The 14,798-nt window shown below is 67.1% G+C and carries 10 protein-coding genes; 6 read left to right on the forward strand and 4 right to left on the reverse strand.

The window, feature by feature from the left end; genetic code table 11:
* Positions 1–100 precede the first annotated feature (100 nt).
* Both BX604_RS05450 and BX604_RS05455 read left to right on the forward strand, forming a co-directional pair.
* A complete protein-coding gene (locus tag BX604_RS05450; RefSeq protein WP_098549907.1) occupies positions 101–1,078 on the forward strand; it encodes a quinone oxidoreductase family protein in 978 nt (325 codons plus the stop codon).
* A 23-nt stretch (positions 1,079–1,101) separates the two neighbouring features.
* Entirely contained in the window at positions 1,102–1,254 is a 153-nt protein-coding gene (locus tag BX604_RS05455) for a DUF1427 family protein (RefSeq protein ID WP_098552711.1), read from the forward strand.
* A gap of 23 nt (positions 1,255–1,277) precedes the next feature.
* Here the strand turns inward: BX604_RS05455 and BX604_RS05460 are convergent, their stop codons facing one another.
* A complete protein-coding gene (locus tag BX604_RS05460) occupies positions 1,278–2,306 on the reverse strand; it encodes a transporter (protein WP_098552713.1) in 1,029 nt (342 codons plus the stop codon).
* A gap of 205 nt (positions 2,307–2,511) precedes the next feature.
* Positions 2,512–3,471, reverse strand: a complete 960-nt coding sequence (locus BX604_RS05465) for a phage tail protein (protein ID WP_098549908.1) — start codon at positions 3,469–3,471, stop codon at positions 2,512–2,514.
* A 121-nt stretch (positions 3,472–3,592) separates the two neighbouring features.
* Here BX604_RS05465 and BX604_RS05470 point away from each other — a divergent pair, with 121 nt between their 5' ends.
* From BX604_RS05470 to BX604_RS05485, 4 genes are all read left to right on the forward strand, one after another.
* Positions 3,593–4,438: a M15 family metallopeptidase gene (locus BX604_RS05470; protein ID WP_098549909.1), complete on the forward strand. Its 846-nt coding sequence runs from the start codon at positions 3,593–3,595 to the stop codon at positions 4,436–4,438.
* Positions 4,439–4,739: 301 nt separating this feature from the next.
* On the forward strand, positions 4,740–8,690 hold the full coding sequence (gene tssM / locus BX604_RS05475; RefSeq protein ID WP_098549910.1) for a type VI secretion system membrane subunit TssM: 3,951 nt from the start codon (positions 4,740–4,742) through the stop codon (positions 8,688–8,690).
* Positions 8,687–9,676: a type VI secretion system-associated protein TagF gene (tagF, locus tag BX604_RS05480; RefSeq protein ID WP_098549911.1), complete on the forward strand. Its 990-nt coding sequence runs from the start codon at positions 8,687–8,689 to the stop codon at positions 9,674–9,676. Before tssM ends, tagF begins: the two co-directional genes overlap by 4 nt.
* A 4-nt stretch (positions 9,677–9,680) precedes the next feature.
* A complete protein-coding gene (locus BX604_RS05485; RefSeq protein ID WP_098549912.1) occupies positions 9,681–10,631 on the forward strand; it encodes an OmpA family protein in 951 nt (316 codons plus the stop codon).
* 81 nt (positions 10,632–10,712) lie between these two features.
* Here the strand turns inward: BX604_RS05485 and tssA are convergent, their stop codons facing one another.
* On the reverse strand, positions 10,713–11,834 hold the full coding sequence (gene tssA / locus BX604_RS05490; RefSeq protein WP_098549913.1) for a type VI secretion system protein TssA: 1,122 nt from the start codon (positions 11,832–11,834) through the stop codon (positions 10,713–10,715).
* Between the two features lie 39 nt (positions 11,835–11,873).
* A complete protein-coding gene (gene tssH / locus BX604_RS05495; RefSeq protein ID WP_098549914.1) occupies positions 11,874–14,543 on the reverse strand; it encodes a type VI secretion system ATPase TssH in 2,670 nt (889 codons plus the stop codon).
* Between the last annotated feature and the right edge of the window lie 255 nt (positions 14,544–14,798).

A 14,798-nucleotide genomic window follows, 5' to 3' on the forward strand; every position in this document is an offset into this window, starting at 1 on the left:
CCGCGTCAAATCCGGCCGACTAGACTCCAGTCATCCTGTTCCATCGCTGCATGCGCCGGCCCGCCGGGCAGCGCGCCAGCCCCTCTTCACGGAGATCATCATGCGCAGCATCCGCTTCGACGCCCCCGCCCCCGACATCGAGTCGCTCGACGCACGCGTCAGGGAAATCGACCCGCCCGTGCCGGGCGACGGCCAGATGCTGATCGAGGTGCGCGCGGCCGGCGTCAATCCGAGCGACGTGAAGGCCGCGCTCGGGCGCATGCCGCATGCGGTGTGGCCGCGCACGCCCGGCCGCGACTGGGCCGGCATCGTGCGCAGCGGCCCCGACGGCTGGATCGGTGCGCCGGTGTGGGGCTCGGGCGGCGACCTCGGCGTCGGGCGCGACGGCTCGCATGCGCAATGGCTGGTGCTCGATGCCGCGCAAGTCCGCCGCAAGCCGGCCGTGCTGACGCTCGACGAAGCGGCCGGCATCGGCGTGCCGTTCGTCACCGCATACGAAGGGCTGCGGCGCGCCGGCATGCCCGAAGCCGGCGACGTCGTGCTCGTGTTCGGCGCAAACGGCAAGGTCGGCCAGGCCGCGATCCAGCTTGCAACTGCGCGCGGCGCCACGGTGATCGGCGTCGAGCGCGGCCCCGGCGCATATCGCGGCCACGCGTCCGGCGACGTGCGCGTGATCGACGCGTCGCGCGAAGCGGTGGCCGACGCGGTGCGCGCGGCGACCGGCGGACACGGCGCGGACATCGTCTACAACACGGTGGGCAGCCCGTATTTCGAGGCGGCGAACGCGTCGATGGCGATCGGCGGACGCCAGATCTTCATCTCGACGATCGACCGCAACGTACCGTTCGACATCTTCTCGTTCTATCGCGGCCAGCATACGTACGTCGGCGTCGATTCGCTGCAGCTCGGCGGCACCGCGGTCGCGAACATCCTCGATACGCTCGCGCCCGGCTTCGGCAACGGCACGTTGCGCGCGTTCCCGATCGAGGATGCATACACGTACCCGCTCGAGCGCGCGCACGATGCCTATCGTGCGGTGCTGGCCGGCGCGCGCGAGCGCGTGATCCTCAAACCGTGATGCCGCCTGGCACGGAGACCGCCATGATGAATTACCTGCTTTCGCTTGCGGTGGGCCTCGGTGTCGGCGTGCTGTACGCACTGCTGCACGTGCGCTCGCCGGCCCCGCCGCTCGTCGCGCTCGTCGGCCTGCTCGGAATGGTGATCGGCGAGCAAGCGATCACGCTGCTGCGCTGACGCGTTGCCGACGTGAAGCGGCCCTAACGATCATTGCGCCGGCGGAACGCCCACCATGCGGCGAGCCCGGTAAAGCCCGCCACCAGCAGCACCATCAGCCAGAACCCGTGCTTGTTCTCCGAGAACGGCACGCCGCCGACGTTCATCCCGAAGAAGCCTGCAACGATGTTGATCGGCAGCGCGATCACGGTCACGAGCGTCAGCGTGAAGAGCGTCCGGTTGTTCTGCTCGTCGAGCCGCGAGCCGATCTCTTCCTGCAGCAGCTTGATCCGCTCGTTGAGCCCCGACAGATCCGCAAGCACGAGCGAGAACTCCTCGGTCGACTCGCGCAACTCCTGCACGTCTTCGGCGTGCAGCCACGCGGGCGGCTTCGCGAGCAGCCGGAAGATCGACCCGGGCTCGGGCGCCAGCATGCGTTGCAGGCGCGTCAGCGTGCGGCGCATCGCACCCAGCTCGACGCGATTCGACGTGAGCCGCTGCGACAGGAAGCGATCCTCGATGCGATCGACGTCGACGCTCGTGCGCCGCATGATCTGGATCAGGAGGTCGGCCTGGTCGTGCAGCAGGTGCACGAGCAGCTCGGCCGGCGACCGGAACTGCTCGCCGTCGCGCACGCATGCGCGCAGCGTGTCGACCGAGCGCAGCGGCTTGAGCCGCGCGGTGACCATGATGCGCCGCTCGACATGGGCGAACAGCGTCGCGATTTCCGACGGCGTCAGTTCGAGATTGAACATCACGTCGTTGACGATCGCGCGCAGCGCGCCGTCCTCCTGCTCGATGCGTGTCGAGCGCGATCCTTCGTGGAGGAATTCGAAGAAGCTGTCGGGCAGCCCGAGGTGCGTGCGCATCCAACGCTCGCTCGCGCCGTGCGCGAGATTGAAGTGCAGCCAGACGAAATCGTCCGACGGCACCGCCTCGTGCTCACGACACGTATTCAGCCACGCAGCGGCCGCGTCGGCGTCGAGCATTGCGCCCGACCCGCCCGGGACGAAGCGGAATCCGCACACCATGCCGGACGTGTCGGCGCCGTAAGTCTGTACGATCAGGTCCATCGTGTCGAAGGTGATGCGGCGCGCACCGCGCCGCGCATCACGCATCGCGGCGCCGCGCCGGGAAAAGAAAGGAAACGTATGCACGACGCACGTGACACTCGCGTGACACTGTCACATCCGGCCGTGCATGCGCGGCCGGCGGCCCCAAAAGCAACGCGCCGCTCGATGGCGGCGCGTGCGCAATGAACGGGTGGCGTGATGCTGCTTACTGCCGCGTCTCGGACTGCGCGGCGGTCGGGCATGCCGGATCCTTGCCCCAGTGGCCCTCGCAGACGCGCCAGCGGCACAGCTGATCCTCGAAGAAACCCCGCGCCGAGCAGTCCTTCACGCGCGATGCGAGCGAGCCACCCGTCGCGGCCGCCGTCTTGGTCGGCCCGGCCTGCTGCGCCTTCTGCGCGGCGGCCTTCTTGTCGGCGGGCTTCGTGCGTGCGACGAGCGCAGCCAGCAGATCGGCATCCGGATCGTCCTTCCCGGACGCGCGCGCGCCGCCGGTACGGGCCGCCGTTTCGCGACGCTTCTTCGCCTGCGCGAGTTCGACCTGTTCCTTGTGATGCTTGCGGGCCTCGGCCTTCGCGTCGGCCTTGGCCTCTGCCTTGCTGCGTGCGGCGACCTTGTCGCTCTTCGCTGCGTCGGCTTTCGCGGTTTTCGTCGTAGCAACCGCGGCTGCCGTGGCTGCTGCGGCACCTGCGGTGACGGCACCCGGCGTATCGTCGGCCCCGTTCGCGAGCGCGCGCGACAAACGGCTGTTGTCCGCGCCGGACGCGGACGATGCGGACGCAACGGCTTCGGATGCGGCATCCTCGTTGACGATCGTCGCCGGTTGAACGGCGGACGCCGCCGACGCGACATTCTGTGCGACCTGCGCAGCGCCGCTGGCCGGCTCGGCCTTCGCGGTTGCCGGTGCGGGCGCAGCGGCCACGACAGCCGACTCGCCGGATTGCTGCTGCCAGCGCCATGCGCCCCAGCCACCGACGGCGATCACGAGCGCGACCACGGCCGCGATCGGCCCCTTCAGCGAACGGCGCGCCGGCTCGGCAGAGGGCGCGACACGTCCTTCCAGATCCGCGAGAATGCGCGACTGCTGACGCCCACCCTCGCCTGCCGGTTTAGTATCGGACAGCAGGCTGGGCGGGGTTTTCGAATTTGAATTTTCCGGCGCACTCATTCAGCGTCTCATTGAATCCTGGTTTAATTCACCGCGATAATATAGCCCGGCCTCTCAAAGCAGCCTGATTCTAAGAGCAAGCATTGCAAAACACAATCAATTCCAATTTCCGGGGATTTCGTTGATTGCCGTCGCACTCGTCGCCTATTTCGCCCTTGCCGTCGCGGTCGCGGCACTGTTGCTTTTACCGGGTATCCGCGCGACCGTTTTCGAATCCGTCGCCCAGTTTCACGGCCGTCTAACGCGCCGTGCGAACGATCGCGCCGCGCGTACGCGAAGTCAAATTGTTAAATCGGCAAGCGTTACCCGCGGCGCATTAAACGATGTGCAAAATTTACTGATTCGACGGCGCTTGATGATTATGGTATCGGCAGGTATTCTTGCGACGCCGCCATTGGTGGCCATTGCGTTACGCGGTCGGCAATTGTTTCAGTACGACGACACGGCGCGCGTGCCCGACGAGAAGATCGCCGCGCTGCTGCAAGGCGAGCAACTCGTCCCGCCTCCGCCGCTGCCGCCTGAAGTCTTTGCCACGAAGGAAGTCGAACAGGTGCGGCCGGCGCTGAAGGATGCGAGCCGCGACTGGAACCTGCTGGATCCCGACTTCCGCACGCGTTTGCTGCTGGTCTACAAGATCATGCACGAACAATATGGTTATGAGATGGCGCTGCTGGAAGGCTATCGGAGTCCGGAACGCCAGAACCGGCTCGCGCAGATGGGCACCAACGTGACCAACGCGGCGGCCTTCCAGAGTTATCACCAATTCGGGCTGGCGGCCGACAACGCATTCCTGCGCGACGGCAAGCTGGTCATTTCCGAGAAAGATCCCTGGGCAATGCGCGGCTACCAGTTGTACGGACAGGTTGCCGAGCAGGTCGGACTGACCTGGGGCGGCCGCTGGAAGATGATGGATCTCGGGCACGTGGAATACCATAAACCCGGTTTTAAACTGGGACGCGGCAGCTAGTCAGGGCTGCCGTACAAGAAATAATGAGGGCGGCATGGGGCTTTTTAATCACCCGGCAGGAAACTATTTGGGCGGCGCAATCGATCGGGCATTCCGTTGCGCGATTTTTTCAGGCCGCCGCTTCCGTTTTAAATCTCACAGCGTCCTTTCATTAATGCGCGCGCCTTCTCCGATGCCGCGAGCGCATTGATGCCGGCTCCCTTCATCCCGTTTGACAGCATGGCGACACATCGCGGCGCCACCCTTGCCGCTCGGCGCGCCTGCGTCGCCTCACCGAATCGCACCGGAACCTGAACGTCCTATGCAACGCATCCTCAACGTGCTGACTCATCCGCGTACGCTCTCGATTGTCGGGATCGTCGCGTTAGCGGCGATTCTCTTCATCGCGGTCGACATGCTGCAGCTACCGCTCCTGTGGGCGGCGATCGTCTTCGCGGCGATCCTCGTGCTGTGGCTCGGCGTCGCGTTGTGGCGCCGCTGGCGCGTGAAGCGCGCGAACCAGCAGCTCGGCCAGGTGCTGGAAGAGCAGGCGGAAACCGGCAAGATCGCCGCACCGGCAGCGGCCGCGCTCGCACCCGATGCGAAGACGGCCGATCTCGACGTGCTGCGCACGCGCCTGTCCGACGCGGTGAAGACGATCAAGACGTCGAAGATCGGTCAGGTGTCGGGCGGCTCCGCGCTGTACGAACTGCCGTGGTACATCGTGATCGGCAACCCGGCCGCGGGCAAGAGCAGCGCCGTACTGAACTCGGGCCTGCAGTTCCCGTTCGCGGACAAGAACAGCGCCGTGATCCACGGCATCGGCGGCACGCGTAACTGCGACTGGTTCTTCACGACCGAAGGGATCCTGCTCGATACGGCCGGCCGTTATTCGGTACACGAGGAAGACCGCAGCGAATGGCTCGGCTTTCTCGGCCTGCTGAAGCGCTACCGTCCGAAGGCGCCGATCAACGGCATCATCGTCACCGCCAGCATCGCCGAACTCACCGGCAACCGCCCCGAATTTGCGATCAACCTCGCGAAAAACCTCCGCCAGCGCGTTCAGGAGCTGACGGAAAAGCTCGAAGTGTTCGCACCGGTCTACGTGATGTTCACGAAGGCCGACCTGATCACCGGCTTCACCGAATTCTTCAGCAGCAGCGACAAGCACGAGTACGACCGTGTGTGGGGCGCCACCCTGCCCTACGAGCCGGATGAGAAACGCGACGTCGTCACGCAGTTCGACGAACGCTTCGAGGAACTGTACGAAGGGCTCAAGGAGATCAGCGTCGCGCAGCTGTCGCTGTCGCGCGGCAACCAGTTGTCGCCGGGCCAGCTGAGCTTCCCGCTCGAATTCTCGACGATCAAGCCGGCGCTGCGCGCGTTCCTCGCGACGCTGTTCGAAAACAACCCGTTCCAGTACAAGCCGATCTTCCGCGGCTTCTACTTCACGAGCGCACTGCAGGAAGGCGAAACCAACAGCGCCGCCGCACAGCGCATCGCGGGCCGCTTCGGCCTCGACGCGAACGCGCTGCCGAAGCCGCACAGCGCCTTCTCGAAGAACGGCTTCTTCCTGCGCGACCTGTTCTCGAAGGTGATCTTCGCCGACCGTCAGACCGTGCGCCAGTTCGCAAGCCCGACCAAGACGCGGCTGCGCTACGCGACCTTCTTCGGCTTCGTCGCCGCGCTCGCGCTCGCGCTCGGCGGCTGGACCTGGTCGACGATCGGCAACCAGCAGCTCGTCACCAACGTGCAGGCCGACCTCGACAACGTTACGCGCCTGCAGCAGGGCCGCAACGACCTGCAGTCGCGCCTGCAGGCGATGGACATCCTCGAAGACCGGATCGAACAGCTCGAGCAGTTCCGCCGCGACAAGCCGCTGTCGGTGTCGCTCGGCCTGTATCAGGGCGACCGTCTCGAACAGCATCTGCTGACCGAGTACTACAACGGCGTGCGCCAGATCCTGCTGGCTCCGGTCTCGCAGAATCTCGCGTCGTTCATGAAGGACGTGAACGCACACCCCGAACAGCTCGTGCCGATGACCCGCCCGCCCGAATCGGGCGCCGTGCAGGGCGGCGCAGTGCCGGTTTCGACGAACCCGCCGGGTGCCGCGCCGCTGGCCGGCGCCGCGCAGGGCGCGTCCGCCGCGGCCGCCGCGACGGACACCGCACAGCAACCGCCGGCTGCACCGCAGGGCGGGCTGTACAGCGATGCGTCGCCGACCAACGTGCAGGATGCGTACAACGCGCTGAAGACCTACCTGATGCTGTCCGACAAGCGTCACGTCGAACAGGCGCACCTGACCGATCAGCTCGCGCGCTTCTGGCGCGGCTGGCTCGAGACGAATCGCGGCAACATGCCGCGCGACGAGATGATCAAGAGCGCCGAGCGCATGATCTCGTTCTATCTGTCGCGCGTGAACGACGACGACTGGCCGATGATCGACGCGAACCTCGCGCTCGTCGACCAGACCCGCGAGAACCTGCGCCGCGTCGTGCGCGGCATGCCGGCCCGCCAGCGCGTCTATGAGGAAATCAAGGCACGCGCATCGACCCGCTTCGCGCCGATGACCATTGCGCGCATCGTCGGCGACGGCAACCAGGGCCTGATCGCAGGCAGCTACGCGATTCCGGGCACGTTCACGCGTGAAGCGTGGTTCGACTACGTGCAGCCGGCGATCCGCGATGCGGCGACCAAGGAACTGCAGGCGAAGGACTGGGTGCTGAACACGTCGACTCAGGACGACCTGACGCTGGAAGGCAGCCCCGAGCAGATCCAGAAGACGCTCGTCGGCATGTACAAGACCGAGTACGCGCAGCACTGGCAGAAGTTCATGCAGGGCATCGCGGTGCAGGGCTTCAGCAGCTTCGGCCAGGCCGTCGACGGGATGAACCGCCTCGGCGACCCGCAGGATTCGCCGATCCGCAAGATCCTCGAGACCGCGTACGACCAGACGTCGTGGGACAACCCGTCGCTCGCCAACGTGACGATCAAGAAGGCGCAAACGGGTGTCGTGAACTGGGTCAAGCAGCTGTTCTCGCGCTCGCGGGCCGGCCAGGTCGCGGCCGCGAACATCGACATCAACGGCAATCCGGCCGAGGTGCCGATGGGTCCGATCGGCCAGGAGTTCATCGGGCTCGCACGGATCGTCGCGACGCATGACGGCACGTCGATGCTCAAGGGCTACATGGACTCGCTGTCGAAGGTCCGGACGCGCTTCAACGTGATCAAGAACCAGGGCGACCCCGGCCCCGGCGCGCGCCAGCTGATGCAGCAGACGCTCGACGGCAACGGCTCGGAACTCGCCGATTCGCTGAAGTTCGTCGACGAGCAGATGCTGACGGGCCTCACCGATTCGCAACGCAAGTCGCTGCGTCCGCTGCTGGTGCGGCCGCTGATGCAGGCGTTCTCGGTGGTGATCCAGCCGGCCAGCGCCGAAGTCAACAAGGTGTGGAACGCGCAGGTCTACCAGCCGTTCCAGAGCTCGCTCGCGACCAAGTACCCGTTCGCGCCAAGCGCGAAGGTCGAGGCCGGCGCCGGTGAAATCGCGCAGGTGTTCGGTCCGGACGGTGCGATCGCGAAGTTCGTCGGCACGACGCTGGGCCCGCTCGCGGTGCGCCGCGGCGACACGCTCGCCGCCCGCACGTGGGGCGACATGGGCATCGGCCTCACGCCGGACTTCACGAACGGCTTCGCACGCTGGGTCGCCCCGCTCGCCGGCGGCGCCGCAGGTGGCGCGGCCGCGACGTCCGAGCCGCAGACCGTGTTCCAGATCCTGCCGCAGCCGAGCAGCGGCACGACGGAATACACGATCGCGATCGACGGCCAGCAGCTGCGTTACCGCAACACGCCGCCGCAGTGGATGAACTTCGTGTGGCCGAACCCGCAGGGCTCGCCGGGTGCGACGCTGTCCGCGACGACCTTCGACGGCCGCACGGTGCAGCTCGTCAACGAGCCGGGCCGCTACGGTCTCGAGAAGCTGATCAACTCGGCGCAGCGCAAGCGGCGTCCGGACGGCACCTTCGACCTCACGTGGACCCAGGGCAACGTGAACGTGTCGGTGACGATGCGCATCATCAGCACGTCGCAACCGACGAGCAGCGGCGGCGACCAGCCGCAACAGCAGAGCCTGCGCGGCCTGCAACTGCCGTCGTCGGTCGCCGATGCGAGCGCCGGCGCCGCACAGAACGCGACGCAGGCCGGCACGGGCACGCCGGCTGCAGCACCGGCCGTCACGGCCGCCACCGCAAACAATGCACAGGGGGCGCAATGACGCAAACCGTTCAGGCGCAGATCGCCTACTTCGGCAAGATTCCGTCGCGCGGCGACTTCGTGAAGAGCGCGCACAATCCGCAGCTGCTGCAGACGCTCGATCGCTGGATCGCGCAGGCGCTCGAACTGCTCGCGGAAGATCCGCGCTGGAAGATCGTCTACGAGGATGCGAAGCCGATGCATTTCGCGTTCCTCGGCTCGCGCAGCAAGCTCGCGATCGCGGGCCACATGGTCGCGAGCCACGACGTGTCGATGCGCCGCTTCCCGTTCCTCGGCGCGACCGCGCTCGAGGTCGACCGCCCGCTCGCGTTCCTCGCGCGCAGCCCGCTCGCGTTCGCGCGGCTGTGGTCGCGCGTCGCCGCGCAAATCCCGCCGCTGCTCGCGAAGGACGAGCCGCCCGGCGCGCTGCAGGCGCTCGGCGACACGCAGGTGCCGATCGACGTCGGCGGCCCCGGCACGTCGCATGACGGCACCTTCAACGACTTCGTCGAACACCAGTCGCTGTACGGCCTGCAACAGATGCTGCTCGAAAGCGGTCACCCCGTGCGGCTGCGCGGCGCGATGCTCGCGCTCGGCTCGCTGCTGCGGCCCGTGATGCAGAGCGGCTCGTCGCACATCGAGCGCGGCCTCACGCTGCCGCTGCCGGTCGACCCGTTCTATCGCAGCCTCGTCGCCGCGTTCTGGCTCGAGCTGATCGCGCCGTTCGTCGCGCAGGCCGACTTCGAACTCGCCATCTTCATCGGCACGATCGCCGAGCGCGAACGGCTGATCATCGGCTTCAACGGCGCGTCGTCCAAGACGCTGCTGAGCGTCGTCGATCCGCAGACCTACGCCGCCCACAACATCGACATCGACGATCCCGAGTGGATCGACGCCCATGCGCAAAACGATCACCAGATCAGCAAGCTCGTCAGCTACCTCGACCAACCGCAACTCTCGCTGCGCGTCGCCATCAACGCGTTCCGCGAAGCGTTCATCGGAGGCTGACGGGATGCAACGCACGATTCACGTCAGGCGCGCACGCGTCACGCCCTTCGCTGCCGCCCTGCTTGCCGCCGGCCTCGTCGCCAGCGGCGCGGCCTTCGCGCAGAGCACGGGCGGTGCGACCGTCACGCCGGTCGCCAACGGCACCGTCGCGGCCGCCGCGCTGCCCGCGAACACGAACGCCAGCGCCGCGCCGGCCACGGCGTCCGGCACGGTGATACGCGGCACCGCCGGCACCATCGTGCCGCCGCCCGCGAACGCAACGCCCGGCCAGGTGGTCGTCGGCGGCAAGGTGCCCGACGAGGCGACCAAGGCCGCCGTGCTGCAGAAACTGCGCGACACCTACGGCGCGGCGAACGTGGTCGACCAGATCGAGGTTGGCGACGTCGCGACGCCGCCGAACTGGAGCGCGAACGTGCAGAAGCTGCTCGGCACGCAGCTCAAGCAGATCAGCAAGGGTCAGCTGAAGATCAACGGCACGCAGATCGAGATGAAGGGCGAGGTGCACAACGAGGCGCAACGCCAGCAGCTCGCGAGCGACATGGCGAACACGCTGAACCCGACGTACACGATCAAGAACGGGCTGCGCGTGTCGGCATCCGAGCAGGGGCTGCTCGACCAGACGCTCGCGAACCGCACGATCGAGTTCGAGACCGGCAGCGCGACGCTGACGCCGCAAGGCAAGCAGATCCTCGACCAGATGGCGGCCGCGCTGTCGAAGATGCCGAACCGCACGGTCGACATCATCGGCCACACCGACAACTCGGGGAACCGGACGTCGAACATCGCGCTGAGCCAGGCGCGTGCGGATTCGGTGAAGGGCTATCTGATCACGAAGAACATCCAGCCGCAGCAGATGACGACGACGGGCGTCGGGCCGGATCAGCCGATCGCGCCGAACGATACGGCGGATGGGCGGGCGAGGAATCGGCGGATCGAGTTCCGGGTCGGACAGTAACAGCGGATCGACCGGCCGCTCCGTTGCGGAGCGGCACGGCACACGACGGGCGGCGCCAGCAATGCGCCGCCCGTCGTGCGTTTACGACTGCTCGTCGGGCCTCACCCCGAGCAGCTCACGAATATGCGACAGCGAGCCGTCGTCCTTCACGACGCTCTCGAGCCACTTGTGCAGCGGCATGTCGGCCCATTCGGCGGCCTTGTCGGCGAGATACGCGACGGGGCTATGCGGCTCCGTCTGGCGGAAGTAACGCGCGACCGCACGCAGCTGGTCGACGGCCTGCGCACGGTTCTGGATGCCGGCGATCATCTGCGTCACCGGCGCACGCGGAGCGGTCTGCGGTTGCACATGCGTCTCCTCGGTATGGATCGGGTCGCCGAAACTCGGCTCGATACGCTCGGGCTGCGCGTGCGGCGCCGCCGGCGTATGCGGCGCACTGCCCGTATAGCCCTGCTCGCGCGCGAAGCGCTCGGCGAGCCGGTAGACGGTTTCGAACGCGTCGCGCGTCTGCCGGAAGCTCGGCGCCGAATCGCCCGCGCGTTCGACGAGCCGGTCCTCGAATGCATCGAGCGCGAATTCGAACGCCTTCAGGTTCGCGAGCAGCGTGGTGTAGAACGCGATCGGCGTTACGCGTCGCGACGCATCGACCTGATCGACCGACGGCTTGCCGCGCGCGATGTCGTCCGCATGCTCGGGGTCGCGCTTCACGGCCTGCGCAACGTGCTGCGCGACTTCCCAGTCGAGCGTGGTGAATGCGTTCGACGCGCCGTCCGTCACCGGAATGCCGCGCAACAGCTCGGCCGTGCGGCCGGACAGCCACGCGACGTTGCCGAGCCGGTATTCGACATCGTCGCCTTCGGGCAGCGGATGCACGGTGTCCCAGTAGTCGCGGCACAGCCCTTCCAGCAACGCATAGCCTTCGGTGAGGCCGGTGATGCCGTCTTCCAGCGCAAGCGCCTCGGTCAGCCACACGGCGAGCCGCAGGTCCTTCGTGCGCGTGCGCAGCAGCTCGCCCGCATGGTCGACGACGAAGCCCCAGTCGGCCTCCTTGATCTCGGTCACCCACTCGCCCTGGTCGAGCGTCGGATCGTCGTAGCGCCGCGCATCCTGGATCGCGTCGAATTCGTTCGAGAACAGCAGGTCGTCGCCGCTGGGCGATGCATCGCTGATCGGTGTCAGCAGCTCGGGGAGATTGATCGGCATGGTTCGGTCAGTTCATCAATGCGTGTTGCGCGGCCGCGCTCATTCGACGGTGTACGCGAATTCGCCGGCCTCGTCCGCGCGCACCGCGATGCGCGCGATGGCCTCGCCGTCGGCGATCCGGCCGAGCACGTGGCCCGCGATCTCCGGCAGCAGCGTGCCGTTCAGGATATGGTCGACGTTGCGGGCGCCCGAATCGACCTCGGTGCAGCGCGCGAGCACCGCATCGACGAGCGATTCGTCCCACTCGAACGCGGCCTTGTGGTTCGCTTCGATGCGGCGGCGGATCCGGTCGAGCTTCAGCTCGATGATCTCGGCCAGCACGTCGTCGGAAATCGGATAGTACGGGACGACCTTCATCCGGCCGAGGAACGCCGGCTTGAAGGTCTTGTACAGCTGCGGGCGCAGCGCTTCGGCGAGCGCGTCCGGATCCGGCAGTTCCTCGGCGGGCTTGTTCAGGCACGCCTGCATCACCGCGGCCGAACCGACGTTCGACGTCAGGATGATCAGCGTGTTGCGGAAGTCGATCTCGCGGCCTTCGGCGTCGTCCATCGTGCCCTTGTCGAACACCTGGAAGAACATCTCGAGCACGTCCGGGTGCGCTTTCTCGACTTCGTCAAGGAGCACGACGGAGTACGGATTGCGACGCACGGCCTCGGTCAGCACGCCGCCCTCGCCGTACCCGACGTAGCCCGGCGGTGAACCCTTCAGGCCCGACACGCTGTGCGCTTCCTGGTACTCGCTCATGTTGATCGTGACCATCTTGCGCTCGCCGCCGTACAGGATGTCGGCCAGCGCGAGCGCGGTCTCGGTCTTGCCGACGCCCGACGGCCCGACGAACATGAACACGCCGCGCGGCTTGTTCGGATCCTCGAGGTTCGCGGTCGCGGTGCGCACGCGCTGCGCGATCGCGTCGAGCGCATGGTCCTGGCCGATCACGCGCGCGGTGAGCAGCGGCTGCAGGTTCAGCACGGTGTCGATCTCGTCCTTCACCATCCGGCCGAGCGGAATGCCCGTCCACGCGGCGACGATCTCGGCGACGACATGGCCGTCGACCTGCAGCGGCACCATCGGCTCGCCACCCTGCAGCGCGTGCAGCGCCGCAACGCGCTCGGCGAGCTTCTCGCGGGTGGCCGGCACGTCCACCGGCGCGCCGTCTTCCGACGGGCCGCGCGCCTTGTCGAGCGTGTCGCGCAGTTCGGTGATCTCGGCGACGATCGCGCGCTCGGCTTCGTAGCGCGCTTCGTCCTTCGCAAGCTGTTCGAGCGCCGTGTCGCGCGCGCCGCGCAATTCGCCAAGCCGCTCGTCGTGCGACGCGCCGCCGGTCGCTTCGCGCTCCAGCGACGCAATTTCCGCGTCGATCCGCTCGATGCGCTTCTTCGTGTCGTCGATCGCCGCCGGCGTCGCGCTATGGGCGAGCGCAACCTTCGCGCACGCGGTGTCGAGCACGCTGATCGCCTTGTCCGGCAGTTGGCGGCCGCTGATGTAGCGGTGCGACAGGCGCACGGCTTCGGTGATCGCGTCGTCGAGGATGCGCACGTTGAAGTGCTTCTCCATCAGCCCGGACATTCCGCGCAGCATCGCAGCCGCAAGCGGCTCGCTCGGCTCCTCGACCTTCACGACCTGGAAGCGCCGCGCAAGCGCCGCATCCTTCTCGAAGTACTTCTTGTATTCGCTCCACGTCGTCGCGGCGATCGTGCGCAGCTCGCCGCGCGCGAGCGCCGGCTTCAGCAGGTTCGCCGCGTCGTTCTGGCCGGCCTGGCCGCCCGCGCCGATGATCGTGTGCGCCTCGTCGATGAACAGGATGATCGGGTGCGCACTCTTCTTCACCTCGTCGATCACGCTCTTCAGGCGGTTCTCGAACTCGCCCTTCACGCTCGCGCCGGCCTGCAGCAGCCCCATGTCGAGCACGTGCAGCGCAACCCCGCGCAGCGGCGGCGGCACGTCGTCGGCCGCGATCCGCAGCGCAAGGCCTTCGACGACGGCCGTTTTGCCGACGCCGGCCTCGCCGGTCATGATCGGGTTGTTCTGGCGGCGGCGCATCAGGATGTCGATCGCCTGGCGAATCTCGGCTTCGCGGCCGATCACCGGGTCGATCTTGCCATCGCGCGCACGCTGCGTGAGGTCGGTCGTGTACGTGTCGAGCGCGGGCGTCTTCGACGGGCCGGCCGCGGGCGCGGCGCCGTCGGCAGCCGCCGCGACGTCGCTGCCTTCGTCATCCGGCTGACGCGGCTCGGCTTCGCTCGAACCGGCCATGATCTCGTCGAACTTGTGCTTCAGGTCTGTCACGTTCATTTCGGCGAACTGCGACGACATCCGCTGCGCGAACTGCGCGAGATCGGGCGCGGTCAGCAGCGCGAGCAGCAGGTGGCCGGAACGGATGCGGCCGAGCTGCGAATCGAGCGACGCGATCAGCCACGCCTGCTCGAACAATGCGATCAGGTGCACCGAGAACACCGGCGTGCGCGTGTTGCCCGTCTTCAGGCGCGTGAGTTCGCGCTCGAGATCGGCGTGCAGCGCATGCGGATCGACGCGGCTCGCGCGCAGCGCAAGCGGCAGGTCGCCCGTCGCTTCGTCGAGCAGCGCGAGGAACAGGTGCTCGAGATCGACCTCGTAATGGCCGCGCGCCAGGCACGCGCTCGCCGCGCGCTCGGTCGCGTGCCGGCACAGCGGGTTCAGTTTCGTGATGAGGGTCTTCAGAGGCGTGCTCATGGCGTCGATCTCAGGTTCGATTGCGTGTTTGTTGTTAGGGTCTGTTTACATATGGAACGCGCATGCGTTGCCACGAGAACGGCCGTTCTCGTGGCAACCCCAAATTTAAAAAAACATATCACGGGAATGCCCGAAATCGCCCGCATGGCGGCGTCGTTCGTCGCTTGTTTGGCTCGGCCAAACGGCGCTCCTCGCTTCTTGCCTGCGCCCCGCAAGGAAGTCCCCTTGGGGGACGGACGATTTCGGGCATTCGCA

The sequence above is a fragment of the Burkholderia sp. JKS000303 genome, assembly GCF_002563755.1.
Classification (GTDB): Bacteria; Pseudomonadota; Gammaproteobacteria; order Burkholderiales; family Burkholderiaceae; genus Burkholderia; species Burkholderia anthina_B.